Genomic DNA, 26,203 nt, shown 5'->3' on the forward strand with positions numbered 1-26,203 from the left:
CAGGAGAAAAGCATGGGCAAAGAGGCGAGGCAAGGCAGGGCGCGGCGCGGGGCGGAACACCTCCCCGAGAGCCAGCGCCCCCGGCAGGCGGCACTGGCGCTGCTCTCCGCCGTGCTCGGCGAGGGGCGGCCCCTCTCCGACGTCGAGGAGCGGCTGCTCGAGGGCCTGCCGCCCGAGGCACGGGCCCGCGCCGGGCGGCTGGCGGATGCCGTGCTGCGCAACCTCCCCCGCGCCGACCGCCTTCTCGCCCCGCACCTGACCAAGCGCCCGCCGATGGCGACGCTCAACCTCCTCCGCCTCGGCACCACCGAGCTGGCGGAGGGGGCGGCGGCGCACGGGGTGGTGAGCGATATCGTGGGTCTCGCCGGGCACGGCAAGAAGACGGCGCAGCACAAGGGCCTCGTCAACGCCGTCCTGCGCAAGGTGGCCGAGGAGGCGCCGGAGGCGTGGGAGGGCCTGCCCGTGCCCCGCCTGCCCGGCTGGCTGCGCAAGCCGCTGAACGCCGCCTACGGCCCCGCGAGGACCGCCGCGATGGAGCGAGCGCACCACGCCGGGGCGCCGCTGGACCTGACGGCGAAGGGTGACCCGCAAGCGCTGGCGGAGGCGACGGGGGGCGAGCTGCTGCCCACCGGCTCCGTCCGGATTGCCGGGTCGGTGCAGGTCTCCGCCCTGCCGGGCTTCGCCGAGGGCGCCTTCTGGGTGCAGGACGCCGCCGCAGCGCTGCCGGCGAAGCTGCTGGGGGCAAAGGCGGGGGCGAAAGTGCTGGACCTCTGCGCCGCGCCCGGGGGCAAGACGCTGCAGATGGCGGCGACGGGCGCCGAGGTGACGGCGCTGGACATCTCCGGCCCGCGCCTCGCGCGGTTGCGGGAGAACCTCGCCCGCACGGGCCTCGCCACGCGCACGGTCACCGCCGACGCGCTGCATTGGGAGGGCGGGCCGTTCGACGCCATCCTGCTCGACGCACCCTGCTCCGCCACCGGCACGGTGCGCCGGCACCCGGACCTGCCCTTCGCCCGCACCGCCGCGTCGCTGGCCCCACTGGCGGAGCTGCAGGCGGCGCTGATCGACCGGGCGGTGGCGCTGCTCGCGCCCGGAGGGACGCTTGTCTACTGCACCTGCTCGCTGCTGCCGGAGGAGGGGGCGGCGCAGGTGGAGGCGGCTCTGGGCCGGCACGCGTCGCTGGCGCTGGAGCGGCCCGACGCGGAGTGGATCGAGGAGGCGTGGCGGTCGCCGGAGGGCGGGCTAAGGCTGACGCCGGACCTCTGGGCGGAGCGCGGCGGGATGGACGGGTTCTACATCGCGCGGATGGTGAGGGCGGGGTGAGGGGTGGTGCGTGCGAGCACGCACCCTACGCGCCACCTCGCCGCTATGTCCCCCGCCCGGCACGCGCCAAAGGCGCAGGGCGAGCGCCTGCCCGTCCCGGCGGGCTGGCGCTCTGGCTGGGCTTGGTGCTTCGCTCGGCGGGGAGCGGGGAGGGACTTGGCGGGCATAAAGTGCACCGGCGGGGCCGTTGCAGCGCCACACCACGGGCAGGCGCTCGCCCTGCTCCTGCGGGTGTCTCGCTAAAGGCAGCCGGGGGAGGGGGGTCCTCTTTGCCGCAGCTGATGCCCCGGCAACGGCGGGCGACCACTCCCCTACCCTACCCGACCCCGCGTGACTTGGCCGCAGGCCCGGCCTAGTCTATGGCCAGCGGAGGGCGGGGGCCGGTTGCGCCCCGCGCCGATGCAGGTGGGTTGAGGACGTGGCGAAGGGTGAGTCACTGGCGGCGCGGGGCACGCGCCTCGTCAACCGGGCACATGCCTGGCGGGCCGGGCAGGGCGTGCCTGCCCCCGGCTTCGTCGCCGCCCCCGAGCCGCGCACCATCGGACGCCTCGGCAAGGGGCGGCAGCTCATCGAGGGCACCTTCCTCTTCGCCGGGCAGATCTCCAAGGCGCCCGGCTCCTCCATCTGGGAGGTCGCCGAGGCCGGCGACGGCGCCTTCGCCAGCGAAATCCACGGCGGCGCCTGGCTGGACGACCTCGCGGCCGTCGGCGACCGGACGGCGCGGGCCACTGCGCAGGCCTGGGTCTGGGACTGGATCGCCCGCTACGGCCACGGCATCGGCCCCGGCTGGCGGCCGGAGCTGGCCGGGCGGCGGCTGATCCGCTGGATCAACCACGCCGTCTTCCTGCTGCGCGGGCGGGACGAGGCGGCGGCCGAGGCCTTCTACGCCTCGCTCTCGCGGCAGACGCGCTTCCTCTCCCGCCGGTGGAAGAGCGCGCCGGCGGGCCTCGCCCGGATCGAGGCGCTGACGGGCCTCATCCACGCCGCCCTGTCGCTGGAGGGGATGACGGATCTGGCGCGCCCGGCCCTCGCCGCCCTCGCGAAGGAATGCCGAAGCGAGATCGGGCCGGAGGGGGAGATCCCCTCCCGCTGCCCCGAGGAGCTGCTCGGCGTCTTCACCCTGCTCGTCTGGGCCTCGCAGGCGCTGGCGGAGGCGGAGGCCGCCGCGCCCGCGGAGATCGACGAGGCCATCGCCCGCATCGCACCGACGCTCCGGGCCCTCCGCCATGCCGATGGCGGGCTCGCCCGCTTCCATGGCGGTGGCCGGGGGATGGACGGGCGGCTGGACCACGGGCTCGCCATCGCCGGGGTGCGCGGGAGGCGCAGCGGCCCGGCCATGGGCTTCGCCCGCCTCGCCGCCGGGCGCACGACGCTGATCGCCGATGCCTCGCCGCCGCCCACCGGCGCGGCTGGGGCGGAGGCGCATGCCTCCACCCTCGCCATCGAGCTGACATCGGGGCGCCGCCCCGTGATCGTCAATTGCGGGCCGGGCACCAACTTCGGCCCCGACTGGCGGCGCGCCGGCCGCGCCACGCCCAGCCATTCCACGCTGGCCATCGAGGGCTGGTCCTCCGCCCGCCTCGTCGGCGGTACCGGCGCGCAGACGGGGCGCGAGGTGCTGGAGGACGGCCCCGACAAGGTCCCGGTGGAGCTGGAGGATCTGGGCGACCGCTACCGGCTCAACACCGGCCACAACGCCTGGCAGAAGACGCACGGGCTGACCCATGCCCGCATCCTCGACCTCTCCTACGACGGCCGCTCGCTCCTCGGGGAGGATCTGCTGACCACCCTGTCGGATGCCGATCGCCGCCGCTTCGACCGCGCGATGGCGGAGCAGGACGGGCGCGGCATCCCCGTGGCGATCCGCTTCCACCTGCACCCGGACGTTTCGGCGGAGCCCGACATGGGCGGCACGGCGGTGGCGCTGACGCTCAAGAGCGGCGAGGTCTGGCTCTTCCGCCATTCGGGCGATGCCGAGATGCACCTCGAGCCGTCGGTCTACCTCGATTCCTCCCGCCTGCGGCCGCGTGCGACGAGCCAGGTGGTTTTATCCGGGCGGGCGATGACGTATTCGACCCGCATTCGCTGGTCGCTCGCCAAGGCGCAGGAAACGCCGGACTCGCTCCGCGACCTTGCCCCGGGCGATCTGGCCCATGACGACGACTGACATCGAGGCCCCATTGAGCGACATACGCCCCGTCACCCGCGCCCTCCTCTCCGTTTCCGACAAGACCGGCCTCTTGGATCTCGGCCGTGCCCTCGCCGCGAAGGGGGTGGAGCTGCTCTCCACCGGCGGCACCGCCGCCGCCCTCCGCGAGACGGGGCTCGACGTGCGCGACGTCGCCGAGGTGACAGCCTTCCCCGAGATGATGGACGGCCGGGTCAAGACGCTGCACCCGCGCGTGCATGGCGGGCTGCTGGCGATGCGCTCCGACGAGGGCCACATGGCCGCGGCGGCGGAGCATGGCATCCCTATGATCGACCTGCTGGTCGTGAACCTCTACCCCTTCGAGGAGACGGTCGCCCGCGGTGCCGGCTACGACGAGGTGATCGAGAACATCGACATCGGCGGCCCCGCGATGATCCGCGCCGCCGCCAAGAACCACGCCGACGTCGCCGTGGTGACGGATGCGGCGGACTACGACGCCCTGCTGGCTGAGCTGGAGCAGGGCGGCACCTCCCTGCCCTTCCGCAAGCGGCTCGCCCAGACGGCCTATGCCCGCACGGCGCAATACGACGCCGCCGTCTCCACCTGGATGGCCGGCGCCATCGGGGAGGAGACGCCGCGCCGCCGCGCCCTCGCCGGCACGCTCGCCCAGCCGCTGCGCTACGGCGAGAACCCGCACCAAGAGGCGGCCTTCTACCGTGACGGCAGCGCCCGCCCCGGCGTCGCCAGCGCCCGCCAGTGGCAGGGCAAGGAGCTGAGCTACAACAACATCAACGACACCGATGCGGCCTTCGAGGCGGTGGCTGAGTTCGGCGGAAACGCGCCCGCCTGCGTCATCGTCAAGCACGCCAACCCCTGCGGCGTCGCCCGCGGCGCAACCCTCGCCGAAGCCTATGCCCGCGCCTTCGACTGCGACCGCACCTCCGCCTTCGGCGGGATCGTGGCGCTGAACGGCGAGCTGGACGAGGCGACGGCCACGGCGATCACGCAGATCTTCACAGAGGTCGTCATCGCGCCCTCCGCCACCGAAGGTGCCCGGGAGGTCTTCGCGCAGAAGAAGAAACTGCGCCTGCTCACCACCGGCGGCCTGCCGGACCCGACAGCGCCCGGCCTCACCTACCGGCAGGTGGCCGGCGGCTTCCTCGTGCAGGGGCGCGACAACGGCGCCGTCGGCTTCGAGGACCTCAAGGTCGTGACCAAGGTGAGCCCGAGCGAGGAGCAGATGATGGACATGCTCTTCGCCTGGCGCGTCGCCAAACACGTGAAGTCCAACGCCATCGTCTATGCCAAGGGGCAGGCGACGGTGGGCATCGGCGCCGGTCAGATGAGCCGGGTGGATTCCTCCCGCATCGCTGCCCGCAAGGCCGCCGACATGGCCGAGGCGCTGGGGCTGACGGCGCTGCCGACGCATGGCGCCGCCGTCGCCTCCGACGCCTTCTTCCCTTTCCCCGACGGGCTGCTGGCGGCGGCGGAGGCGGGCGCCTCCTGCGTCATCCAGCCGGGCGGCGCCATGCGCGACGACGAGGTGATCGCGGCCGCCGACGAGGCGGGGCTGGCGATGGTCTTCACCGGCATGCGGCACTTCCGGCACTGAAGAGATGCGCCTGACCCTCATCATCGCGGCCGTCGTCATCCTGCTCGATCAGGCAAGCAAGCTCTACATCGTCGAGGGGCTAGCGCTGAAGGACCGGCTGGTGATCGACGTCTGGCCGCCCTACCTCTCCTTCCACATGGCGTGGAACCGGGGGGTGAACTTCGGCCTTTTCTCCGGGCTCGACATGCGGTGGATCCTCATCGCCGTCGCGCTCGTCATCTCCGCCCTCGTCCTGTCTTGGGTCTGGCGTGATCCGTCGCGCCGCTGGGCCAACGTCGCCGCCGGGCTGCTCGTCGGCGGGGCGCTGGGGAACGTGATCGACCGGCTGCGCTACGGGGCGGTGGCCGACTTTCTCAACGTCTCCTGCTGCGGGATCGAGAACCCCTTCGCCTTCAACATCGCCGACATCGCCGTCTTCGCCGGCGCCGTGGGGCTGGTACTCTTCACCGGAGAGACGGGGCGTGCCAAGGCGGACGGGCGAAAGAAACGTGACGCCAGCCGCCGCCCCCGCTAGAACCCCCGTCAGAACCAAGGGACTACACGTATGCGACTGGTTGCACTGGCGATCCTTCTCACCGGCCTGGCCGGCTGCGCCGATCGTGGGCTGCACCGGCTGGATCACGGGCTGAACGGGCCCGACGAGTTCTCCGTCCTGCCCACGCAGCCGCTGGTGATCCCCGAGGTGGCGACGCTGCCGCCGCCGACGCCCGGCGCCGCCAACAGGACGGATCCGCGGCCCCTCTCCGACGCCGTCATCGCCCTCGGCGGCAACCCCGCCGCCGCCGTGGCCGGCGGTGTTCCGGCCGGGGATTCGGCGCTCGTCGCCGCCGCCTCGGCGGAGGGTCGCTCGGGCGACATCCGGCAGGTGCTGGCGGCGGAGGATGCCGCCTACCGCTCCCGCGCCACCACCTTCCTCAGCTTCGGGCAGGATCGCTACTTCCGCGCCTATCGCGGCATGGCGCTCGATGCCTATGCCGAGCTGGAGCGTCTGCGCGCCGCCGGCGCCGCCGTCCCCTCCGCCCCGCCAAACGATTGAATTGTAGGCAACTGCTTGACCGATCGGCCCTCCTGCAGCTTCCTGCGCGTCATCCGCGAGAATGCATCTCTTTTGGAGATTGATCTAACGGAATTCGTTGAGCATGGCGCCCCGCTTCTGCCTCTGGAGCGGGGCGTTTTTCGCTGATGCCGACGCTTCTCACCTTCGGCCATGGCTATTCCGCCGCCGCCCTCACCCGCCGGCTCGTCCCGGAAGGCTGGCGCGTCATCGGCACCACGCGGGAGGAGGCCGGCTGCTCCCGCGTCGCCGAGGCCGGGGCGGAGCCGCTCGTCTGGCCGGGGGGCGATATCGCCCCCGCCCTCGCCGAGGCCACCCACCTGCTCATCTCCGCCGGGCCGGACGAGGCCGGCGACCCGGTGCTGAACCCCCTCGGCCCGCAGATCGCCGAGAAGGCGCCCGAGCTGGCCTGGGCCGGCTACCTCTCCACCACCGGCGTCTACGGGGACCATGGCGGCGACTGGGTGACGGAGGAGACGCCGCTGCGCCCCGCCACGCGCCGGGGCGAGATGCGCGTCGCGGCGGAGGAGGCCTGGGCCACGGTGCCGGGCCTCTCCCCCCATATCTTCCGCCTCGCCGGCATCTACGGGCCGGGGCGCGGGCCCTTCGCCAAGCTCCGCTCCGGCAAGGCGCGGCGGATCGTGAAGCCGGGGCAGGTATTCAGCCGCATCCACGTGGAGGATATCGCGCAGGTGCTCGTCGCCTCCCTTGCGCGGCCGAACCCGGGGCGCGCCTACAACGTCTGCGATGACGATCCGGCCCCGCCGCAGGAGGTGATCGCTTACGCCGCCGACCTCCTCGGCATGGCACCGCCGCCGGAGGAGCCGCTGGAGACGGCGGACCTCAGCCCCATGGCACGCAGCTTCTACGCGGAGTCCAAGCGCGTCAGCAACGCGCGGATCAAGGAGGAGCTGGGCGTGTCGCTGCTCTATTCCGACTACCACTCGGGGCTAAAGCAGGTCCTTCAGGACGAGGCGTCAGCGGAGCCATAGCTCCACGCGGCGGTTCCGCTCCCGCCCCCAGACGGTGTCGTCGCAGGCGACCGGCAGCACCTCTCCCAGCCCGATATGGGCCAGCGTCACCCCCGCCGGAACCTCGCCGCCCAGCGCCTCCAGCAGCGCCGCCTCCACCGCCGCTGCCCGTGTCCGCGCCAGCAGGAGGTTGCGCGAGGCGGGGCCGAGCCGGTCGGAGAAGCCGACGAACAGCAGCTCCCGCCCCGCGTAGCGTCCGTCGGCGATGCGGCGGGCCAGCACCTCCAGCGAGGCGCGCGAGGGGCCGTCGAGCGCCGCGTCCCCCTCCTCGAAGCGGAAGGTGGGGGAGAGGCGGGTGCGGGGTCCGAGCACATCCGCCATGTCGCGCAGGTCGGAGAGCGTCACCTCCGCCCCCGCGTTGCCGATGGCGGCGAGGAAGCGCCGCCCCTGCTCCGCCACCGGGATCTCCGCCGGCTCCTGCCCGATGACACCGGCGCGGCGCAGGACGAGCTGCGCCTCGGGCTCGGCCAGCCAGTCGAGGAAGGCGGCGACACTCGGGTGCTGGATGCGGCGGGGCATGTTGAGGTGCAGCGGCAGGGTGAGCGGGTAATCCTCGGTGCGGATGCCCGCCGCCTCCGCCGGCTGCGACAGCCCGCAGGGGCCGGAGACCTGCAGCGCCAGCGCCGGGTCGGCGGCGCCGAAGGGGACGAGGCCGACGGCGCTCCCCTCCCCCGCCACGGCCGCCGCCACCTCCTCCGCTGGCAGCCGCTGCACACCCGGAGAAAGGTCGCGGCCGGTGGCGCTGAGGAAGGCGGAGACGAAATACTGCGCCTGCCCGTCGCCCTCGGCGGCGAGATAGGGCGTGATCGGCCCCTGCGGCTGGCCGAGATCGGCCCAGTCGTTCAGTTCGCCGGAATAGATGCGCACGAGGTCCCGCAGGCGCATCCTGTCCATCGCGCGGCCGGGGGAGACGACGGGCACCAGCGCATCGAGCGCGAGGATCTGCACCTGCCCGCCCGTCTCCAGCGGCCCCAGCCCGGCATCGCGGGCGAGCGACAGCTCCATCGGGGTCAGCGGGCGGTCGGCGAGGGCCATGTCCGCCTCGTGGGCGAGGAGATCGGCGAAGGCATCCTCGGTGCTCGTGGCGCGCAGGCTCACCGCCAGCGGGGTGTCCCCGCCGAGCCGGTAGATGACGCGGTCCTGCCCCTCCTCCCGCGCCAGCGGGGCGCCGAGGGTGCGGGCATAGGCCTCCACCAGCGCCGGCAGGATCAGCCCGGCGAGCCGCGCGGGGCCGGAGAGGCGCAGCTCCGGCACAAAGCTGCCGGCCTCCGGGCAGGCGCCCTCGCAGGCGAGGCCCTCGTAGGCCAGCGTCATCTCTCCCATAGGGGCGTTGATGCGGATGTTCTGCCCGTCGAAACCGAGGAACTCGCCGGTGATCTCGAAGCCGCCGCCGGGCTCGCGGAGCGTCACCTCCTCGGCCATGGCGGGGGCAAACGCAAAGAGCGCGGCGAAGCTCGCCGCGCCGATCGTCTGCAGGGTGTGACCGCGCGGGCGCCTCATCTTGCCGCGAGTGTCAGGTCCTCCAGCATGTTTGACAACACAAGATATTGGCCGAGCGCGTCACATCCGGGAATGGCGAGCGTGAGGTCCGTCGCCTCCGGCGCCGCGCCCGGGCGGACCTGCAACGACTGGGCGGAGACCTCCTGCCCGCAATTGTCGGGCGTGATGACCGCCTCGACGGAGAGCTGCACCTCGCCCGGCAAGGCGGTGCCGCTTGGGAAGGTATAGATCTCGGCGAAGTAGCTGTGGGACGGCGTCTCGTCGCCCAGCTCGGTGATGTAGCCGCCCATCCCCTCCAGCGCCGCCTCGGCCGCGCGAGGGGCGCCCCACCAGACATGGCCCTCGTCGTCGTAGCCGGCGCCGTATTCCAGCGCGTGCAGCTCCATGCCCGTCGTGCCCTCCCATTGCAGGACGGCGCGGTCGAACTGGCCCATGTCGGCCACCTCGGCGGTGGCGGTGACACTCTCGCCGCCCGTCAGCTCGGCGATGAAGGTCGCCCGCTCGGCCAGCGCCGGCACGGTGAGGGAAAGCCGGCCCGACCCGTCCGTGAGGGCGGAGAACATCATGCCGCGATGGTGGATGACGACGGCGCTCTCCGGGTCACAGGGCGCGCGGAGCGTGAGGGAGACCAGGGCGCCCTGCTGCGGCGCAGCGGTGAGCGCGGTGTCACAGCTCGGCGTGGCCAGCGGGGCCGGGGCGACGGCGGGGAGGGCAAGCTCCAGCGCATCGGTGCCGAGCGCGGCGAGAAGCACCGGCTCCGGCGCCCCGAGGCGCGGCGCGTCGGCGACGGCAGGGAGGATCGGCGGCTGCGCGGCGGGCTCGGCCATGGTGAAGAGCAGCGGCGCGGCCTGGTCGATGACGGGCCGGGGCATGTCGGCGGAGGGCGCGGGGGCCTCGCCGGCGCGGAGGGAGGCGAAGATGGTCACGGGGCGGGCGAGCCGGGCGCCATCCGTCTCGTCAGGGGCGCTCTCGTCGGGCCGGATCTGGACGGGCGTCTGGCTCGGCTCCGCGTCTCCCCCCCCTGCCGGGGCCTGCACCTCGATGGGGGCCGGCGCCTCCTCGGGGGCGATGATCCTCACCGGCTGCTGGACGGGCGACTCTTCCGGGGGCGCCGAGCCCTCCGTCGCCACGGGGGCAGCCGGCTCGCCCGTGCCAAAGGCCGCGAAGGCATCCTGGTTCTGCATGACGAAGCCGATGCCCAACGCCGCAGCGAAGGTCGCTGTAGCGATGGCGACTTTGCGAATCCGATTCATTGGCCCCAACCCGGTCATTCGAGGTTTGAGCCAATATTTGCCGATCCACCGTGGCTGGGCTGCGGCCCGGCCAAGGAGTCTTAGCGGCCTGAATCAGGCGAAATCGGACGAAGCTGCCCTGATTGCGTCAGAATGCGCCGTGGCAGTGCTTGAACTTCTTGCCCGATCCGCAGGGGCAGGGATCGTTGCGGCCAGGGTTGCCCCAGGTCGACTGGTCCTCGGGGTCGAAGCCCGGGCGTGGCTCGCCCGCCGGCGCCTCCGCCCCGGCGCCTGCCATCGCGGGCGCGGCCGCCGCGGCGCCAGCCGCCGCGGGAGCGGCAGCGGGGGTGCCGCCATTGGCCTGCGCGGCCATGCGGCGACGCTGCTCCATCACCTGGGCGAGCATCGCCTTCTGCTGTTCCTCGCTCATCGGGCGCACGTTGGAGAGCTTCTGCGTCACCTCGGCGCGCAGCGATTCCAGCAGCGTGCCGAAGAGCTGGAAGGCCTCCGTCTTGTACTCGTTCAGCGGATCGCGCTGCGCGTAGCCGCGGAAGCCCACGACGGCGCGCAGATGTTCCAGCGTCAGCAGGTGCTCGCGCCACTTGGCGTCGATCGTCTGCAGCAGCACCTGCTTGCGCAGGTCGCGGAAGCTGTCGGCGCCGAAGGACTCTTCCTTCTCGGCGATGGACTTGTCGCTCTCGCTCTCCAGCCACTCGCGGATCTCGGTGTCGTCGATCCCTTCCTCGGCGGCCTTCTCGGCCACCGGCAGGTCGAGGCCGAGGATCGTCTTCACCTTCTCCTGCAGCTCCTCCGTCCGCCACTGGTCGGCGTAGGCGCGGGCCGGGATGTGCTCGGCGACCAGATCCTCGATCACCTGGTGGCGCATGTCGCGCGTGATGTCGGAGACGTCCTTCGCCTCCATGATCTCCAGCCGCTGGCTGAAGATCGCCTTGCGCTGGTCGTTCATCACGTCGTCGAACTTCAGCAGCTGCTTGCGGATGTCGAAGTTGCGGCCCTCGACCTTCGCCTGCGCGCGCTCGAGGCTCTTGTTCACCCACGGGTGCACGATGGCCTCGCCCTCCTTCATGCCGAGCTTGCCCAGCATGTTGTCGAGCCGCTCGGAGCCGAAGATGCGCATCAGGTCGTCATCGAGGCTGAGGAAGAAGATCGAGCGCCCCGGGTCCCCCTGGCGGCCAGAACGACCGCGAAGCTGGTTGTCGATGCGCCGGCTCTCGTGCCGCTCGGTGCCGAGCACGAAGAGCCCGCCGGCGGCGATGACCTTCTCCTTGTCGGATTTCACCTCGGCCTCGGCCGATTTGCGCAGCGCCTCGGGATCGGCCTCCGGATCGGCGGAGAGCGCCTCCTGCACCTTCATCTCGACGTTGCCGCCGAGCTGGATGTCGGTGCCGCGGCCGGCCATGTTGGTGGCGATGGTCACGGCGCCGGGCTTGCCCGCCTCGGCGATGATCAGCGCCTCGCGCTCGTGCTCCCGGGCGTTGAGCACGTTGTGCGGCACGCCGTCCTTCTGGAGCATCTGCGAGAGCATGTCGGACTTCTCGATCGACGTGGTGCCGACGAGGATCGGCTGGCCCTTCTGGTGGGAGGCCTTGATCTCGCCCACGATGCCGTCGAACTTTTCCTTCGCCGTCCGGTAGACCTGATCGTGCTCGTCGGAGCGGGCGATGGGCCGGTTGGTCGGCACCTCGACGACGCCGAGCTTGTAGATCTCCATGAACTCCTCCGCCTCGGTGGCGGCGGTGCCGGTCATCCCGGCGAGCTTGGAGTAGAGGCGGAAGTAGTTCTGAAAGGTGACGGAGGCGAGGGTCGTGTTCTCCGGCTGGATCTTCACGCCTTCCTTCGCCTCGATCGCCTGGTGCAACCCGTCGGAGAGGCGGCGGCCGGCCATCATGCGGCCGGTGAACTCGTCGATCAGCACGACCTCGTCATTGCGGACCATGTAGTGCTGGTCCTTCTGGAACAGCCGGTGCGCCTTGATCGCCTGGTTGACGTGGTGAACGAGCGTCGTGCTCTCCGGATCATACAGGCTCTGCCCGTCGGGCAGCAGGCCGGCCTCGGCGAGCATGACCTCCAGCGCCTCGTTGCCCTCGTCGGTGAAGGTGACGTTCCGCTGCTTCTCGTCGAGCTCGTAATGCTCCTCCGTCAGGCGGGGGATGAAGGCATCCACCTCCTTGTAAAGATGCGAGCGGTCCTGCGCGGGGCCGGAGATGATGAGCGGCGTGCGCGCCTCGTCGATGAGGATGGAGTCCACCTCGTCGACGATGGCGAAGTTGTGCCCGCGCTGCGACATGTCGGAGAGCTGCGCCTTCATGTTGTCGCGCAGGTAGTCGAAGCCGAGCTCGTTGTTCGTGGCGTAGGTCACGTCGGCCTTGTAGGCGTCGTGCTTCTCCGCCTGCGGCTGCTGCGGGTAGACGACGCCGCAGGTCATGCCGAGCTGGGCATAGACCTTGCCCATCCACTCCGCGTCGCGGCGGGCGAGGTAATCGTTGACCGTGACGATGTGCACGCCCTTGCCGGACAGCGCGTTGAGATAGGCGGGGAAGGTGGCGACCAGCGTCTTGCCCTCGCCCGTCTTCATCTCGGCGATGTTGCCCTGGTGCAGGAAGATGCCGCCCATCAGCTGCGTGTCGAAGGCCCTGAGGCCGAGGGCGCGGCGTGCGCCCTCCCGGCAGTTGGCGAAGGCTTCGGGGAGGAGATCGTCGAGGCTCTCGCCGTTGCGGGCGCGCTCGGCGAGGGCGGCGGTCTTCTCTTTCAGGCCATCGTCGGTGAGGGCGGAGAACTCCGGCTCCAGCGCGTTGATCTGCTCCACCAGCGGCCGCGTGGCCTTCACCCTGCGGTCATTGGGGGTGCCGAAGACCTTTTTGGCCAGCGTCGGAATGCCCAGCATGTCGTGATCCCTGCCGTCTCAACTTTCACGAGGAGGTTGGTTGCTGCCCCCAGAGGGGAGGCATAAACAGGCCGCGATCGCGGCTTCCCCGGCCTTCGGGCGATGTAAGGGGCGGCCCCTGAAGTGTCAACGCCGGGGCAAACCCGGCTACGGGAGGAACACCCAATGTTGAAGCAGTCAACGGCGCTCGCCGGCCTGATCCTGAGCCTCGGCCTCACCGGCCCCGCGCTCGCCCAGGACGACCAGACCACCTCCGAAGACGGCGCCACCGAAGCGCAGGCCGACGCGACCACCGACGAGACCATGGACCTGTCCGCCGACACGGTGATCGCCAGCGTCGACGGCGTGGAGATCACGCTCGGCCAGATGATCATCGCCCGCAGCCAGCTGCCGCAGCAGTACCAGCAGCTCCCGCCGGACGTGCTCTTCGACGGCGTGCTGACGCAGCTCATCCAGCAGCAGGCCCTCTCCGCCACGATGGAGGAGGAGCCCGCCCGCGTGCGCATCGCGCTGGAAAACCAGCGCCGCTCTCTGATGGCCGGCGAAGCGCTGACCTCCTTCCTCGACAGTGCCGTTTCGGAAGATGCCGTGCGCGCCGCCTATGACGAATCCTTCGCCGAAAGCGGCGGGGCGCTGGAATACAATGCCAGCCACATCCTCGTGCCGACGCAGGAAGAGGCGGCTGACGTCATCTCCCGCCTCGAGGGCGGCGAGGAGTTCGCCACGCTCGCCACCGAGCTCAGCCAGGATCCCGGCTCCGGCCAGAACGGCGGCAACCTCGGCTGGTTCGGCGCCGGCATGATGGTCGAGCCCTTCCAGGCCGCCGTGGAGACGCTGGAGGTTGGCGAAGTCTCCGGCCCCGTCGAGTCCCAGTTCGGCTGGCACGTCATCCAGCTCAACGAGACGCGTGAGCAGACGCCGCCCGCCTACGAGGAGATCGCCGGCGAGATCGAGGCGCAGCTGCAGGAGGAAGCCATCAACAGCTACCTCACCGAGCTGACCGAGAGCGCCGAGGTGGACCGCCCCGAGCCGGGAACCTACCCCGCCGACGTGCTGAACGACCTCACGCTTCTGGACGAGTGATGGCCGGCCCCGTCTCGCCCCTGGCGCCCGCGAGCTTCCCCACGCTGCCGCCCATCGCCGGTGTCCGTCTCGCGGCGGCGCAGGCGGGGGTGCGCTACAAGGGGCGGACGGATGTGATGCTGGCCGAGTTGGCCGAGGGGACGAGCGTGGCGGGGGTCTACACCCGCTCCGCCACCCGCTCCGCCCCCGTGCTCGACTGCCAGCAGAAGACAGGCGGCGCAGCCACCGGCCGCGCCGCCTTTCTGGTGAACTCCGGCAATTCCAACGCCTTCACCGGCCGCGCTGGGGTGGAGGCCGTCGAGGCGCTCTGCGCCGCCGTCGCCGATGTGACGGGGATCGACGCGGGGCGGATCTTCACCGCCTCCACCGGCGTGATCGGCGAGAAGCTCCCCCATGAGCGCATCAGCGCCAAGCTCGGTGAGCTGACCGGCGCGCTGCACGAGGGCGCGCTGGAAGAGGCCGCCCGCGCCATCATGACGACGGATACCTTCCCCAAGGGCGCCACGGCGGAGATCGAGGTGGGCGACGCCCGCGTGCGCATCGCCGGCATCGCCAAGGGCTCCGGCATGATCGCGCCCGATATGGCGACGATGCTCGTCTACATCTTCACGGATGCGAAGATCGCCCAGCCAGCCCTGCAGGATCTGCTCGGCCAGCTGACGGATCGCACCTTCAACTGCATCACGGTCGACAGCGATACCTCCACCTCCGACACCCTGCTCTGCGCCGCCACCGGCGCCTCCGGGGTCGACGTGGAGGGCTCCGCCGCCTTCGCCGATGCGCTGGAGGCGGTGATGCTCGACCTCGCCCACCAGGTGGTGAAGGACGGCGAGGGGGCGACGAAGTTCGTCGAGGTCCGCGTGACGGGGGCCGAGAACGACGACGACGCCCGCAAGGTGGCGCTCGCCATCGCCAACTCGCCGCTCGTCAAGACGGCGGTGGCGGGGGAGGACCCGAACTGGGGCCGCATCGTCATGGCCGTCGGCAAGTCCGGCGCCGCGGCGGATCGCGACAAGCTGTCGATCCGCTTCGGCGACATCGTGGTGGCGGAGAACGGCTGGGTCAGCCCCGACTACCGTGAGGAGCTGGGGGCGGAGTACATGCGCCGCGCCGAGCTGGTCATCGGCGCCGACCTCGGCCTCGGCCAGAGCACCGCCACGATGTGGACCTGCGACCTGACCAAGCGCTACATCGAGATCAACGCGGACTATCGCTCGTGATGCTGCGCTGCGGCGCAACCGGGCGCCGGAAATCGCGCGATTTCCGTCACGAATTCCGCGCGGAATTCGTGGGCGCCCGGTGACGAAGGTCGTCCTCGTCTCCGCCGTCGCGCTGATCGATGTGGACGGAAGAGTGCTCCTTGCCCGGCGGCCGGAGGGCAAGTCCATGGCCGGGCTCTGGGAATTTCCCGGCGGCAAGGTCGAACCGGGGGAGACGCCGGAGGCCGCACTGATTCGCGAGTTGCACGAGGAACTGGGCATCGAGACCTGGAACAGCTGCCTCGCACCCCTGACCTTTGCGTCACACGACTACCCGGAATTTCATCTTTTGATGCCGCTCTATGCATGCCGCCGGTGGGACGGCACGCCCCGTCCCCGCGAGGGACAGATTCTCAAATGGGCAAGTGCAAGGGAGTTGAGCAAATTCCCGATGCCGCCGGCCGATCTCCCGCTGATCCCAATTCTTCGCGACTGGCTCTAACGAATTTTTCACAAAGTTCGCATACCTGTCAGAAATGCATCGCCTGTGGGGCAAAAATCTGCTTTTCTGGGCAAGCCGTTAACTGGAGGGGGCGGGAGAGAGAGATGCTGAGAACGATTACGATTGGTAGCTGTGTGTCAGTCCAGGGCCTGCTCGTGAGAGATCTTGCCGACGGTAAGATTGTGGTCCGTGTGGACGATCGTCTCTACGAGGGCCGGCCGGTTGTCGCCAAGGCAGCGCCGACCGCGCACTGACATCGCCGCTACAGTTGACAGGAAGGGCGCTGCACCGCAGCGCCCTTTTTCATATGCAACAGCCAAGTCGCACGACATACCCCTGCGTCACCCCAGCAAAAAGGGCGGCCCCGAGAGGCCGCCCTTTTGCTGTTCCGGTGCAGGGTAGAGATCAGAGCGAGCGCTCGACCGTCTCCCGCTCGAAGATCTCGATGACATCGCCGGCGCGGATGTCTTCGTAGTTCTCGAAGGCCATGCCGCATTCCTGGCCGGAGATGACTTCCGCCACTTCGTCCTTGAAGCGCTTGAGCGTCTTCAGCGTGCCTTCGTGGATCACCACGTCGTCGCGCAGCAGGCGCACACCGGCGGAGCGGCGGGCCACCCCTTCGGTGACGAGGCACCCGGCAACCTTGCCGACGTTGGAAACCTTGAAGACCTCCTTGATCGACGCGTAGCCGATGAAGCGCTCGCGCACCTCGTCCTTCAGCAGGCCGGAGGCCGCCGCCTTCACGTCATCCACAAGGTCGTAGATCACCGAGTAGTACCGGATCTCCACGCCCTTCTGGTTGGCGGCCTGGCGGGCCGGCGCATTGGCGCGGACGTTGAAGCCGATGACTGGCATCCCCGAGGCTTCGGCGAGGCCGATATCCGTCTCGGTGATGGCACCGACGCCCGAATGGACGACACGGACACGCACCTCTTCGTTGCCCACCTTCTCCAGCGCCTGGACGATGGCCTCGGCGGAGCCCTGCACGTCGGCCTTCACCAGAACGGGCAGCTCGGCCACGTCCTTGTCTTCCTTGGCCTTCTGCATGAGCTGCTCGAGGGTCGTCGCGGCACCGGCGGCGGCGCGCTTCTCCTTCGAGACGCTCTCGCGGTACTCGGCGATCTCGCGGGCCTGCGCATCGGTCTCGACGACGTTGAGAACGTCGCCCGCCTCGGGCGTGCCGTTGAGGCCAAGAACCTCGACCGGAACCGACGGGCCGGCTTCCTTCACCCGCTCGCCCTGATCGTTGATCAGCGCGCGGACCTTGCCCCACTTCTCGCCGACGACGAAGATGTCGCCCTGCTTGAGCGTGCCGTTCTGCACGAGCACGGTGGCGACGGGGCCGCGGCCCACGTCGAGCTGCGCCTCGATCACCGCGCCGGAGGCGGAGCGGCTCGGGTTGGCCTTCAGCTCCAGCACCTCGGCCTGCAGCGCGATGGATTCGAGCAGATCGTCGAGGCCCTTGCCGGAAACGGCGGAGACTTCGACATCCTGCACGTCGCCGGACATCTTCTCGACGACGACCTCGTGCATCAGCAGATCGGTGCGGACCTTCTCTGGGTTGGCCTCGTGCTTGTCGACCTTGTTGATCGCCACGATCATCGGCACCTTCGCCGCTTTCGCGTGATTGATGGCCTCGATCGTCTGCGGCATCACCGCGTCATCCGCGGCCACCACCAGCACCACGATATCCGTCACCTGCGCGCCACGGGCCCGCATGGAGGTAAAGGCGGCGTGGCCGGGCGTATCGAGGAAGGTCAGCAGGTCACCGTTCGGCGCCGACACCTGGTAGGCGCCGATGTGCTGGGTGATCCCGCCGGCTTCGCCGGAGGTGACGCTCGTCTTGCGAATCGCGTCCAGCAGCGAGGTCTTGCCGTGGTCGACGTGACCCATGATCGTGATCACGGGCGGACGGGAGACGAGGTCTTCTTCCTTGTCCTCGACCGCGTGGATGACCTGCTCGACGTCGGCGGCGGAGACACGCTGCACCTTGTGACCGAATTCCTCGACCACCAGCTCGGCGGTGTCGGCGTCGATCGTCTGGTTCTGCGTGACCATCATGCCGCTGTTCATCAGCGCCTTGACGACATCCGCCACGCGCTCGGACATCCGGTTGGCCAATTCGCCCACCATGATCGCCTCGGGCACCTGCACGGTGCGCGTCACCTTCTCGCGCTCACCGGAGCCGCCCATCGCCTTCTGGCGGGCCCGCTCCTGCTTGCGCTTCATGGCGGCAAGGCTGCGCTGGCGGCCACTGCCCTCGCCGAGGGCCTGGTTCAGCGTCAGGCGGCCGGTGCGGCGGCTGTCTTCGCCGCGGCCCGGCTTCGGCCGGCCGGCATTCTTGTCGCCGCGCGCATCGCGGTTGGTGTCGCGGTCGGCCTTGCGGGGGCCACCGGGGCGGCCGGCCTCGGCCGCCTGCGCGGCAGCCTGGGCATCGGCCGGGGATTGCGTGGCCGGCTGGCCGGCAGCGGGCGCTTCCTTCTTGCGGGCGCCGGCCTTCTTGGCCTCTTCCGCCTCGCGCTTCTGGCGCTCCTCTTCCTCGGCGCGGGCCTTCAGGGCCTCGACGCGCTCACGCTCCTCACGCTCCTTGGCCTCGGCCTCGGCGCGGCGGCGGTCACGCTCCTCGGCGCGCTCCTTCTCTTCGGCAGCGCGCTTCTCGGCCTCGTCGGCCTCGCGGGCACGGGCCATGGCGAGCGCCTTCATGCGGCGCTCGAGCTCGGCCTCGGAAATGCCCTGCGGGCGCTTCTTGGGATCGCCGCTCACGGCCGCGCCGCCGCCGGCGTTGGAACCCGCGGCGCCGGGCTTCGGCACCACAACGCGCTTGCGCTTGGTTTCAACAACGACGTTCTTGGTACGCCCGTGGCTGAAGCTCTGCTTCACATTCCCCGGACGAGAGCCGGAACCACGCAGCCCAAGAGGCTTTTTGCCGTCGGTATCGCTCATCAAACTTCTATATCCTTTCCGGCGGCGATCGGCGCCCCCGAGATCTCTCGCATGCCGCGGAGCTTCGCGGCTTCCTCTACAACACGGTCACTCAACGCGCCAGATGCGAGCGCGCCATGTATCACAGATTGACGCCCGAATGCCAAACCCAATTCAGATGCGGTCAGGCAGCCGTAATAACGTGCGCCCGTCGGGGTCCAGAGCTTGGCCTTGCCCCGCTCCGACCCGTCGGACGCCTGGAGGAGAACGCGGATGCCGCCCTTCTCCAGGGCAGCCTTGACCTTCTCGAAGCCGCAGACCGCGAGGCCTGCCTTCCGCCCGAGTGATATAAGCTCGATTGTCCGACGTGCAAGCTGCCGCTCCACCTCGTCAGCAATGTTTTCCGGCACGTCGACCTTTGCCTTGGCGGCGCGGGCGAACTGGCCGGCCTTCGCCTTCTCCAGAATCGCCCGCTCTGCCGTGACGTAGATCCCCCGCCCCGGAAGGCGGCCGAGGATGTCGGGCACGATCATGCCGTCCGGCGACGCGACGAAGCGGACGAGGCCGCTCTTCGGCCCCGTCTCACCGGTAACGATGCACCGGCGCTCCGGCTCGTCCCTGTCCTTGTCGCGCCCGCCCCGGCTCATGCTGCGATCAGGCCTCCGCCTCTTGCGCCGCCGCGTCGCCTTCGGCCGCCTCGGCCTCGGCACGCGCCAGCTCGTCCGGGTCCACCCAGCCGAGGGCGACACGGGCGGTCATCACGAGGTTCTGCGCCTCTTCGAGGCTCATGTCGAAGGGCTCGAGGATGCCGTCGTCCTTGACGCGCTCGCCGTTCATGGTCGTCCAGCCGCCGGCCAGCTCCCAGTCGGCACAGGTGGCAAAGTCTTCCAGCGTCTTCACGCCATCCTTCGCCAGCGCCTCGATCATCTGCGGGCTGAGGCCCGGGAAGGAGATCAGGCTCTCCTCCGCGCCCAGCTCGCGCGCCCGGTCGAGAGCCGCCTTGTTCAGCGCTTCGAGGTGGTCGCGGGCGCGGGCCTGCAGCTCGCCGGCGGTGTCTTCGTCCACCCCGTCGATGACGAGCAGCTCGTCCTGGTCGACGTAGGCCACCTCCTCAAGGTTGGTGAAGCCCTCGGCGACGAGAAGCTGGGCGAAGAACTCGTCGAGGTCGAGCGTGTCCATGAAGAGCTTCGTGCGCTCCTCGAACTCGGCCTGACGGCGCTTGCTTTCCTCTTCCTCGGTCATGATGTCGATGTCGAGCCGGGTCAGCTGGCTGGCCAGGCGCACGTTCTGGCCGCGCCGGCCGATGGCCAGAGACAGCTGCTCTTCCGGCACCACCACCTCGATCCGCTCCGCATCCTCGTCGAGAACGACCTTCGTCACCTCGGCGGGTTGCAGCGCGTTGACGAGGAAGGTCGGCAGATCCTCATTCCACGGAATGATGTCGATCTTCTCACCCTGCAGTTCGTTGACAACGGCCTGCACGCGGCTGCCGCGCATACCGACGCAGGCGCCGACGGGGTCGATGGAGTTGTCGTAGGAGATCACGGCGATCTTGGCGCGGCTGCCCGGGTCGCGGGCGACGGCCTTGATCTCGATGATGCCCTCATAGATCTCCGGCACTTCCATCTTGAACAGGGCCGACATGAATTCCGGCGCCGTGCGGGAGAGGAAGATCTGCGGGCCGCGCACCTCGCGCCGCACATCCTTGATGTAGCAGCGGATGCGGTCACCCGGGCGGTAGCTCTCACGGCCGATCTTGTCGTTGCGGCGCAGGATCGCCTCGCCGGCGCCGACATCGACGATGAGGTTGCCGTATTCCTCGCGCTTGACGACGGCGTTGATGATCGTGCCGGCGCGGTCCTTGAACTCTTCGTACTGGCGGTCACGCTCGGCCTCGCGCACCTTCTGCAGGATGACCTGCTTGGCGCTCTGCGCGGCGATGCGGCCCAGCTCCACCGGGGGGACTTCCTCGGTGTAGACGTCGCCGACCTTCGGCTCGGAGAGGTACTGCTTGGCCTGCTCGACCGTCATCTCCGCCTGGTAATTCTCCAGCTCGTCCTCTTCGACGACCGTGCGGACCCGGGTGAAGGTCGCGCGGCCCGTCTTGCGGTCGATCGAGACGCGGATATCCATCTCGGCCCCGTAGCGGGACTTGGCGGCGCGGGCGAGGCTCTCCTCCATCGCCTCGACGACGAGGCCCGGGTCGATCATCTTCTCGCGCGCGACGGCCTCGGCCGTCTGCAGAAGCTCCAGCTGGTTGGCGGATGTGATGGCCATAACGGCTTACTCCTGGTTCTGCGCCCGGGGCTTGTTCCCCTGGGCGTCATCGTCATCGTCGAGCACGGTCTCGACCTCGTCGTACTGGGCCTCGTCGATGAGGCCCTGATCCTTGCGGCCCTTGAGCACCTCGCGGATGAGCTCGTCCGTCAGCACGAGCTTGGCATCCGTCAGCCAGTCGAACTGCAGGCCGATGGTGCCCTCCTCGATCTCGATCAGCACCTCCGAGCCCTCGGTGCCCTGCAGGATGCCGCGGAAGCGCTTGCGACCGTCGATCAGCTCGGCCGTCTCCAGCTTCGCGTCATGGCCCTGCCACTGGTCGAAATCCTTCAGCCGGGTCAGCGGCCGGTCGATGCCGGGGGAGGAGACCTCCAGCGCGTAGGCCTCGAGAATCGGGTCCTCCACGTCGAGCACGGCGGAGACGGCGAGCGAGATCTGCGCGCAGTCGTCGACCTCGATGGAGCCGTCGGGCTTCTGCGCCATGATCTGCAGCACCGGGTTCTTGCCGCCCTGCAGGCGCACGCGCACCAGCTCGAAGCCCAGATCCTCGATGACGGGGCGGACGATGGAGGCGATGCGCTGGTCGATGGCGGCCTTGGCGACGAGATCGGACATGGCGGGGTGCTCCGGCGTTCGGACACAAAAAAACGGGCCAGCGGCCCGTCGGAAGCTTCCGGTGGTGCGCCGGGGGTGGAGACCGGAGCGCCGCTGTTGAGGGCGATATAGGCGGAAGGGCCGGCCTTGGCAAGAGCAGTGACGGGGCGGCGGAGCGAGACGCGCCCGCAAGGGAGCGGCGAGCGTCCCCTCAGGCGAACCACCACCGCTCGGCAATGCGCCCGTCGTCGCCGGCCAGCGTGCCGTCGGAGGCGGCGGGCCGGGCAAGGGCGCGGCCCGGCGTAGCGGGCGCCGCGATGGCGATGCGCAGCCCCTCTTCCGCCGTGCGGCAGGCGGCGTCCACGAGGCCGGCCTCCAGCATCTCGGCGCGGGCCGCGTCCTCTTCCACCGCCATCAGCTCCACCCGGTCGAACCAGCCGGCGCGGCCGTCCTTGTAGTGGCCGGGCTGGCGCAGCAGCAGCGTGGGGCCCTCCTCCCCCGCCGCGATCCGATAGAGCCCGCTGCCCTCCCCCTCCGGGCCGGTGACGGCCAGAGCCGGGTCGGCGAGGCGGAAGGGCAGGTTCGGGTCAGGCGCGTGGAGGTGGATCGTCACGCGATGCGCGGTGGGCGCCTCCATCCCGGCGATGGCCGGCGCGAGGGGGCTGCCCGCGAGGCTGCGGAGGACATCCTCCGCCGTCACCGGCACATCTCCGTCGAATCGGGCGCCGCGGCGAAGCGCGATGGCCCAGGCCCGCGCGCCCTCCGACGGCTCCCAGCTTTCGGCCAGTTCGCCGATCAGTTCGCCGCCGGCGGCGATCTCCGTCAGGCAATCGTAGGCGGCGCGGCGAGCCACCAGCTCCAGCGCGTCCGCCGGCAGGGCCATGCGCAGCACGCCGCCGCGCGACTGGGCGGCGAGGGCCTGCCCCGTCGCCACCATCAGCCCGGCGGCGGCGCCGGTGCGTAGAAGGCCACGTCTGGTGAATCGTCTCTGGCTCATGCTGCGCCTGACACTAGAGGCTCGGGCGCGCGCGGCAAGTCAGCTCTCCGAGAGGCGGTCGGTGGCGCGGATCAGCTCGGCGCTGATCCCCGGCTCCGACAGGGCGTGCCCGGCGCGGGGGACCATGACCAGCCGCGCATTCGGCCAGCCGGCGGCGAGCTGGAAGGCGGAGTGCGGCGGGCAGATCATGTCGTAGCGGCCCTGCACGATCACGCCGGGGATGTCGGCAATCCGGTCCAGCCGGTTCAGAACCTGCTGCTCCTCGCTCAGGAAGCCCTTGTGGTGGAAGTAGTGATTCTCCAGCCGTGCAAAGGCGCGGGCGTAATCCGCCGGGCTCTCGCCGCCCGGCCCGTCGTTGTCGATCGAGGCGAGGGCATTCTCCCACTCCGCCCAGGCGCGAGCATGGCGCAGCTCCACCGCCGGGTCGCCGGAGAAGAGCCGCTCGGCATAGGCGGCGATCATGTCGCCGCGCTCCTCCTCGGGGATCGGCGCCGTGAAGCGCGCCCAGAGGTCGGGCCAGAACTGCCCGGCGCCACCGCCGTAGAACCAGTCGAGCTCCCGCTGGCTCATCAGGAAGACGCCGCGCAGCACGATGGAGCGCACGTGCTCGGGATGCGTCTGCGCGTAGATTAGCCCCAGCGCCGCGCCCCAGGAGCCACCGAAGACCATCCACGCCTCGATGCCCAGCACCTCGCGGATACGCTCGATATCCGCGACGAGGTGCCATGTCGTGTTGGCCTCGACGCTGGCATGGGGGCGAGAGCGGCCGCAGCCGCGCTGGTCGAAGAGGACGATCCGGTATTTCTTCGGGTCGAAGTAGCGGCGCATGGCGGGGGAGCATCCGCCGCCCGGCCCGCCGTGGAGCACCACCACCGGCAGGCCGGCGGGGTTGCCGCATTGCTCGACGTAGAGCGTATGGCCGTCGCCGACCTCCAGCATCCGCGAGTCGAAGGGCTCGACCGGGGGATACAGATGCGCGCCGGCGCGCTTGTGAACCGCTGTCCTGTCCATGACGTAGCCTATATAACGCTCGCGCAGCCCGCACCACGGGGGAAGGAGAACATATGACGCACTCCGAAGGCCACGGCGCCGTCACGTCCACCGCGACCGACCCGGCCGAGCTCGCCAAGTTCGAGGCGATGGCCGCCGAGTGGTGGGATCCGGAGGGCAAGTTCAAGCCGCTCCACATGCTCCAGCCGGTGCGGCTGGATTACGTGACCACCCAGATCGCCGCCGAGTTCGGCCGCGACCTCGGCACGGAGCGGCCCTTCGAGGGTCTGCGCCTGCTCGACATCGGCTGCGGCGGCGGCCTCCTCTGCGAGCCGATGGCGCGGCTCGGCGCCGACGTCGTGGGCGTGGACCCGGCGGCGCGGAACATCCCCGTCGCGCAGCTGCACGCGGAGCAGTCGGGCTTGCAGATCGACTACCGGGTGAACACGGCGGAGGCGCTGGCGGAGGCGGGCGAGCTCTTCGACGTCGTCCTCAACATGGAGGTGGTCGAGCACGTGCCCGACCCGGCGAGCTACCTCACCGCCTGCCGCGCGCTGTTGAAGCCCGGCGGCCTGCACATCTGCTCGACGCTCAACCGCAACCCCAAGAGTTTCATGATGGGGATCGTGGGCGCCGAGCACGTGATGCGCTGGCTGCCGAAGGGGACGCACGACTGGCGAAAGTTCATCACGCCGGACGAGCTCTACGATCTCCTGCGCGGCGCGGGCATGGAGCCGGTGGACCGCACGGGCATGGTCTTTAACCCGCTGAGCTGGCAATGGCGCCTCTCGGGCCGGGACCTCTCGGTGAACTACGTCACTGCAGCGCGGGCGCCTGCTGCGGAGGTTTAGCGCGAGGCGGAGGAGTCTCGGAGACGGTGCGTGACGAGCACGCACCCTACGCCTCGCATCCTCAGGCACAGTGCTTGCACCCCACGGGCATACATCAGGAACCGCTCCGCCCCCGTAGGGTGGGTTTCCAACCCACCTTCCCCTCTCCCCACCGCACGTCGGTCGCAGGCGCAGGGCGAGCGCCTGCCCGTGGGGTGGCGCTCCGACGGCGCTACTTCGCGCTTTATGCCCGCCAAGTCCCTCCCCGCTGCCCGCTGAGCACCAGGCCCCACCAGAGCGCCAGCCCGTCGGGACGGGCAGGCGCTCGCCCTGCGCCTTTGGCGCGCACCGGGCGGGGGAAAAGCGGCGGCGTGGCTCTCCGGCAAGGCTCCGATCGGCGTGCCTTAGGGAACAAGACGCGGGCGGCGCCCCGCAGGCCGGGCTTCAGCCCTGCACCCCCCCCTCAACTCTCCGACAGCTTCACCCGCAGGTCCCGCAACACCGGCAACAGCTGGCGCACCTTCTCCTCGCCCACGCGCCGCGTGATGTCCGCCATCAGGGGCACGATGGCCGCCACCGCGGCGTCGCGCGCCACCCGTCCTGCAGGGGAGAGGGAGACGAGCTTGCGGCGGGCGTCGTCCCAGTCCGGGCGGACATGGACCCAGCCGTTCCACTCCAGCTTCGAGAGCGTGTTCGTCATCGCCCCGCGCGTCAGGTGAAACGTCTTCGCCAGCTGCGCCGGCGTGCGCTCCCCGCCGTGGGTCGCGAGGTGGTTGAGCACCGAGAACTGCGACAGCTCCATCCCCTTCGGCAGCACCTTGGTCAGCTGCGCGCGGCTGAGCTGGTCGACCGTCAGGATCTCGCTGATCAGCGCGATGGCGAGGTTCTCGGTGGCCGTGCTCATCGGGCGCTCATCAGGGGCCGTCGAAGCCGCGGTCATGGCTCAGCGCCGGCAGCCTGCCGCGCGCCTCCGCCACCTTGCCGAGGTCGAGATCGACGAGGAACACGCCCGCCTCCTCCCCCGCATCCAGCAGCACCTCTCCCCAGGGCGCCACGGCCAGCGAATGGCCGTAGCTGCGGCGCGGTCGACCCTGGCTCAGGCTGTGCTCCCCCGTCTGCGCCGCGGCGAGGACGAAGGCGCCCGTCTCGATGGCGCGGGCGCGCAGCAGCACCTCCCAGTGGCCCGGCCCGGTGCCGGGGGAAAAAGCGGAGGGCACCAGAAGCACCTCCGCCCCCGCCTTGCCCAGCGCCCGGTGCAGGTGGGGGAAGCGCACGTCGTAGCAGATGGTCAGGCCCAGCGTCGCCAGCGGCGTCTGAGCCACCACCGCCTGCCCGCCGGGGCGGTAGCCGGCGCTCTCACGGTAGGTCTCGGTCTCGGAGACCTGCACGTCGAACATGTGGATCTTGTCGTAGCGCGCCGCGATCTCCCCCTCCGGCGAGATGAGGAACGAGCGATTGGCGAAGCGGCCATCGGCGTCGCGTGTCTTCAGCGCCAGCGAGCCGATGGCGAGCCAGACGCCCGCCTCGCGCGCCGCCTCGCGCAGGCCGGCGAGGACGGGATCGTCCTCCTCCAGCCGCAGCACCTCCTCCTGCTGGGTCCGGGAGGTGGAGACGCAGTTGGTCACCTCCGGCGTACAGACGAGCTGCGCACCGCCGGCCGCCGCCTCGGCGATCATGGCGCGGGCGGCGGCGAGGTTCTCCCCCGGGTCGTCGGAGGAGCACATCTGGCAGAGCGCCGCCCTCACGCGGCGAGCAGCGCGTCGAGCTTGCCGGCGCTGTCCAGCGCGTAGAGATCGTCGCAGCCGCCGACATGCGTGTCGCCGATGAAGATCTGCGGCACGGTGCGCCCGCCATTGGCGCGCTGCACCATCTCGGCCCGGCGCTCGGGATTGGCGACGACATCCACCTCGGAGTAGCTGACGCCCTTCTGGCTCAGCAGGCGCTTGGCGGCGTGGCAGTAGCCGCAGGTGGGGGAGGTGTAGATTTCGACTTGGGTCATGAAG

Annotated in this window: 22 protein-coding genes; 10 read left to right on the forward strand and 12 right to left on the reverse strand. The window is 70.4% G+C overall.

The features are described from left to right. The first annotated feature begins 12 nt into the window (after window positions 1-12). The 6 genes from GY170_RS17090 (at window position 13) to GY170_RS17115 (ending at window position 7,130) form a co-directional block, all read left to right on the forward strand. The gene (locus GY170_RS17090; protein WP_163895859.1) at window positions 13-1,323 is read left to right on the forward strand and encodes an RsmB/NOP family class I SAM-dependent RNA methyltransferase; all 1,311 of its coding nucleotides are present in this window, start codon (window positions 13-15) and stop codon (window positions 1,321-1,323) included. Between the two features lie 418 nt (window positions 1,324-1,741). Continuing rightward, a complete protein-coding gene (locus tag GY170_RS17095; protein ID WP_163895860.1) occupies window positions 1,742-3,490 on the forward strand; it encodes a heparinase II/III family protein in 1,749 nt (582 codons plus the stop codon). Continuing rightward, window positions 3,477-5,084: a bifunctional phosphoribosylaminoimidazolecarboxamide formyltransferase/IMP cyclohydrolase gene (gene purH / locus GY170_RS17100; protein WP_394351499.1), complete on the forward strand. Its 1,608-nt coding sequence runs from the start codon at window positions 3,477-3,479 to the stop codon at window positions 5,082-5,084. Before GY170_RS17095 ends, purH begins: the two co-directional genes overlap by 14 nt. A 4-nt stretch (window positions 5,085-5,088) precedes the next feature. Further along, entirely contained in the window at window positions 5,089-5,598 is a 510-nt protein-coding gene (gene lspA / locus GY170_RS17105; protein ID WP_163895862.1) for a signal peptidase II, read from the forward strand. A gap of 30 nt (window positions 5,599-5,628) precedes the next feature. Beyond that, entirely contained in the window at window positions 5,629-6,120 is a 492-nt protein-coding gene (locus GY170_RS17110) for a DUF3035 domain-containing protein (RefSeq protein ID WP_163895865.1), read from the forward strand. A gap of 143 nt (window positions 6,121-6,263) precedes the next feature. Then, window positions 6,264-7,130, forward strand: a complete 867-nt coding sequence (locus tag GY170_RS17115; protein ID WP_163896312.1) for an SDR family oxidoreductase — start codon at window positions 6,264-6,266, stop codon at window positions 7,128-7,130. Here GY170_RS17115 and GY170_RS17120 read toward each other — a convergent pair. The 3 genes from GY170_RS17120 to secA form a co-directional block, all read right to left on the reverse strand. Beyond that, a complete protein-coding gene (locus tag GY170_RS17120; protein WP_163895867.1) occupies window positions 7,116-8,669 on the reverse strand; it encodes a substrate-binding domain-containing protein in 1,554 nt (517 codons plus the stop codon). The genes GY170_RS17115 and GY170_RS17120 overlap by 15 nt on opposite strands. Then, window positions 8,666-9,922 carry a translocase gene (locus GY170_RS17125; protein ID WP_163895869.1) on the reverse strand — a complete coding sequence of 419 codons (1,257 nt, stop codon included), beginning with the start codon at window positions 9,920-9,922 and terminating at the stop codon, window positions 8,666-8,668. The genes GY170_RS17120 and GY170_RS17125 overlap by 4 nt, the downstream gene beginning before the upstream one ends. A gap of 127 nt (window positions 9,923-10,049) precedes the next feature. Continuing rightward, window positions 10,050-12,806 (reverse strand): preprotein translocase subunit SecA, encoded by a 2,757-nt coding sequence (gene secA / locus GY170_RS17130; RefSeq protein WP_163895870.1) that lies wholly within the window; start codon window positions 12,804-12,806, stop codon window positions 10,050-10,052. 165 nt (window positions 12,807-12,971) lie between these two features. Here secA and GY170_RS17135 point away from each other — a divergent pair, with 165 nt between their 5' ends. The 3 genes from GY170_RS17135 to mutT all read left to right on the forward strand — a co-directional run bounded on the left by GY170_RS17135 (window position 12,972) and on the right by mutT (window position 15,590). Further along, complete coding sequence (locus GY170_RS17135) at window positions 12,972-13,889, forward strand: peptidylprolyl isomerase (RefSeq protein WP_163895872.1); 918 nt, start codon at window positions 12,972-12,974, stop codon at window positions 13,887-13,889. After that, window positions 13,889-15,109, forward strand: coding sequence for a bifunctional glutamate N-acetyltransferase/amino-acid acetyltransferase ArgJ (gene argJ / locus GY170_RS17140; RefSeq protein WP_163895874.1), 1,221 nt, complete (start codon window positions 13,889-13,891; stop codon window positions 15,107-15,109). Before GY170_RS17135 ends, argJ begins: the two co-directional genes overlap by 1 nt. 79 nt (window positions 15,110-15,188) lie before the next feature. Continuing rightward, window positions 15,189-15,590 carry an 8-oxo-dGTP diphosphatase MutT gene (mutT, locus tag GY170_RS17145; protein WP_163895876.1) on the forward strand — a complete coding sequence of 134 codons (402 nt, stop codon included), beginning with the start codon at window positions 15,189-15,191 and terminating at the stop codon, window positions 15,588-15,590. Window positions 15,591-15,995: 405 nt separating this feature from the next. On the opposite strand, the gene infB is transcribed toward mutT, so the two are convergent. From infB to pip, 6 genes are all read right to left on the reverse strand, one after another. Beyond that, window positions 15,996-18,533 (reverse strand): translation initiation factor IF-2, encoded by a 2,538-nt coding sequence (gene infB / locus GY170_RS17150; protein WP_163895878.1) that lies wholly within the window; start codon window positions 18,531-18,533, stop codon window positions 15,996-15,998. Then, window positions 18,533-19,159, reverse strand: a complete 627-nt coding sequence (locus GY170_RS17155; protein WP_163895880.1) for an RNA-binding protein — start codon at window positions 19,157-19,159, stop codon at window positions 18,533-18,535. Before GY170_RS17155 ends, infB begins: the two co-directional genes overlap by 1 nt. A gap of 7 nt (window positions 19,160-19,166) precedes the next feature. Then, entirely contained in the window at window positions 19,167-20,789 is a 1,623-nt protein-coding gene (gene nusA, locus GY170_RS17160) for a transcription termination factor NusA (RefSeq protein WP_163895882.1), read from the reverse strand. Window positions 20,790-20,795: 6 nt separating this feature from the next. Further along, entirely contained in the window at window positions 20,796-21,404 is a 609-nt protein-coding gene (gene rimP / locus GY170_RS17165) for a ribosome maturation factor RimP (protein WP_163895884.1), read from the reverse strand. 190 nt (window positions 21,405-21,594) lie between these two features. Continuing rightward, the gene (locus tag GY170_RS17170) at window positions 21,595-22,380 is read right to left on the reverse strand and encodes an ABC transporter substrate-binding protein (protein ID WP_163895886.1); all 786 of its coding nucleotides are present in this window, start codon (window positions 22,378-22,380) and stop codon (window positions 21,595-21,597) included. A 39-nt stretch (window positions 22,381-22,419) separates the two neighbouring features. After that, window positions 22,420-23,391 carry a prolyl aminopeptidase gene (pip, locus tag GY170_RS17175; RefSeq protein WP_163895888.1) on the reverse strand — a complete coding sequence of 324 codons (972 nt, stop codon included), beginning with the start codon at window positions 23,389-23,391 and terminating at the stop codon, window positions 22,420-22,422. 53 nt (window positions 23,392-23,444) lie between these two features. On the opposite strand from pip, the gene ubiG reads away from it, so the two are divergent. Beyond that, entirely contained in the window at window positions 23,445-24,221 is a 777-nt protein-coding gene (ubiG, locus tag GY170_RS17180) for a bifunctional 2-polyprenyl-6-hydroxyphenol methylase/3-demethylubiquinol 3-O-methyltransferase UbiG (protein WP_163895889.1), read from the forward strand. Between the two features lie 442 nt (window positions 24,222-24,663). On the opposite strand, the gene GY170_RS17185 is transcribed toward ubiG, so the two are convergent. Genes GY170_RS17185 through grxC form a run of 3 tightly spaced genes read right to left on the reverse strand, consistent with a single transcriptional unit; the run spans window position 24,664 to window position 26,199 of the window. Beyond that, on the reverse strand, window positions 24,664-25,104 hold the full coding sequence (locus GY170_RS17185) for a MarR family winged helix-turn-helix transcriptional regulator (protein ID WP_163895891.1): 441 nt from the start codon (window positions 25,102-25,104) through the stop codon (window positions 24,664-24,666). A gap of 10 nt (window positions 25,105-25,114) precedes the next feature. Beyond that, window positions 25,115-25,945 (reverse strand): carbon-nitrogen hydrolase family protein, encoded by an 831-nt coding sequence (locus GY170_RS17190; protein WP_163895893.1) that lies wholly within the window; start codon window positions 25,943-25,945, stop codon window positions 25,115-25,117. After that, window positions 25,942-26,199: a glutaredoxin 3 gene (gene grxC, locus GY170_RS17195; protein WP_163895895.1), complete on the reverse strand. Its 258-nt coding sequence runs from the start codon at window positions 26,197-26,199 to the stop codon at window positions 25,942-25,944. The genes GY170_RS17190 and grxC overlap by 4 nt, the downstream gene beginning before the upstream one ends. Window positions 26,200-26,203 lie beyond the last annotated feature (4 nt).

Origin of the sequence: Pseudoroseicyclus tamaricis, assembly GCF_012070395.1 — a bacterium.
Classification (GTDB): domain Bacteria; phylum Pseudomonadota; class Alphaproteobacteria; order Rhodobacterales; family Rhodobacteraceae; genus Pseudoroseicyclus_A; species Pseudoroseicyclus_A tamaricis.

Bases quoted from the DNA above. Each gene is read 5' to 3' on its own strand.
- GY170_RS17090 (WP_163895859.1), top strand. From the start codon at position 13: ATGGGCAAAGAGGCGAGGCAAGGCAGGGCGCGGCGCGGGGCGGAACAC.
- purH (WP_394351499.1), top strand. From the start codon at position 3,477: ATGACGACGACTGACATCGAGGCCCCATTGAGCGACATACGCCCCGTC.
- lspA (WP_163895862.1), top strand. From the start codon at position 5,089: ATGCGCCTGACCCTCATCATCGCGGCCGTCGTCATCCTGCTCGATCAG.
- GY170_RS17110 (WP_163895865.1), top strand. From the start codon at position 5,629: ATGCGACTGGTTGCACTGGCGATCCTTCTCACCGGCCTGGCCGGCTGC.
- GY170_RS17120 (WP_163895867.1), bottom strand. From the start codon at position 8,669: ATGAGGCGCCCGCGCGGTCACACCCTGCAGACGATCGGCGCGGCGAGC.
- GY170_RS17125 (WP_163895869.1), bottom strand. From the start codon at position 9,922: ATGAATCGGATTCGCAAAGTCGCCATCGCTACAGCGACCTTCGCTGCG.
- secA (WP_163895870.1), bottom strand. From the start codon at position 12,806: ATGCTGGGCATTCCGACGCTGGCCAAAAAGGTCTTCGGCACCCCCAAT.
- GY170_RS17135 (WP_163895872.1), top strand. From the start codon at position 12,972: ATGTTGAAGCAGTCAACGGCGCTCGCCGGCCTGATCCTGAGCCTCGGC.
- argJ (WP_163895874.1), top strand. From the start codon at position 13,889: ATGGCCGGCCCCGTCTCGCCCCTGGCGCCCGCGAGCTTCCCCACGCTG.
- infB (WP_163895878.1), bottom strand. From the start codon at position 18,533: ATGAGCGATACCGACGGCAAAAAGCCTCTTGGGCTGCGTGGTTCCGGC.
- GY170_RS17155 (WP_163895880.1), bottom strand. From the start codon at position 19,159: ATGAGCCGGGGCGGGCGCGACAAGGACAGGGACGAGCCGGAGCGCCGG.
- nusA (WP_163895882.1), bottom strand. From the start codon at position 20,789: ATGGCCATCACATCCGCCAACCAGCTGGAGCTTCTGCAGACGGCCGAG.
- rimP (WP_163895884.1), bottom strand. From the start codon at position 21,404: ATGTCCGATCTCGTCGCCAAGGCCGCCATCGACCAGCGCATCGCCTCC.
- GY170_RS17170 (WP_163895886.1), bottom strand. From the start codon at position 22,380: ATGAGCCAGAGACGATTCACCAGACGTGGCCTTCTACGCACCGGCGCC.
- pip (WP_163895888.1), bottom strand. From the start codon at position 23,391: ATGGACAGGACAGCGGTTCACAAGCGCGCCGGCGCGCATCTGTATCCC.
- ubiG (WP_163895889.1), top strand. From the start codon at position 23,445: ATGACGCACTCCGAAGGCCACGGCGCCGTCACGTCCACCGCGACCGAC.
- GY170_RS17185 (WP_163895891.1), bottom strand. From the start codon at position 25,104: ATGAGCACGGCCACCGAGAACCTCGCCATCGCGCTGATCAGCGAGATC.
- grxC (WP_163895895.1), bottom strand. From the start codon at position 26,199: ATGACCCAAGTCGAAATCTACACCTCCCCCACCTGCGGCTACTGCCAC.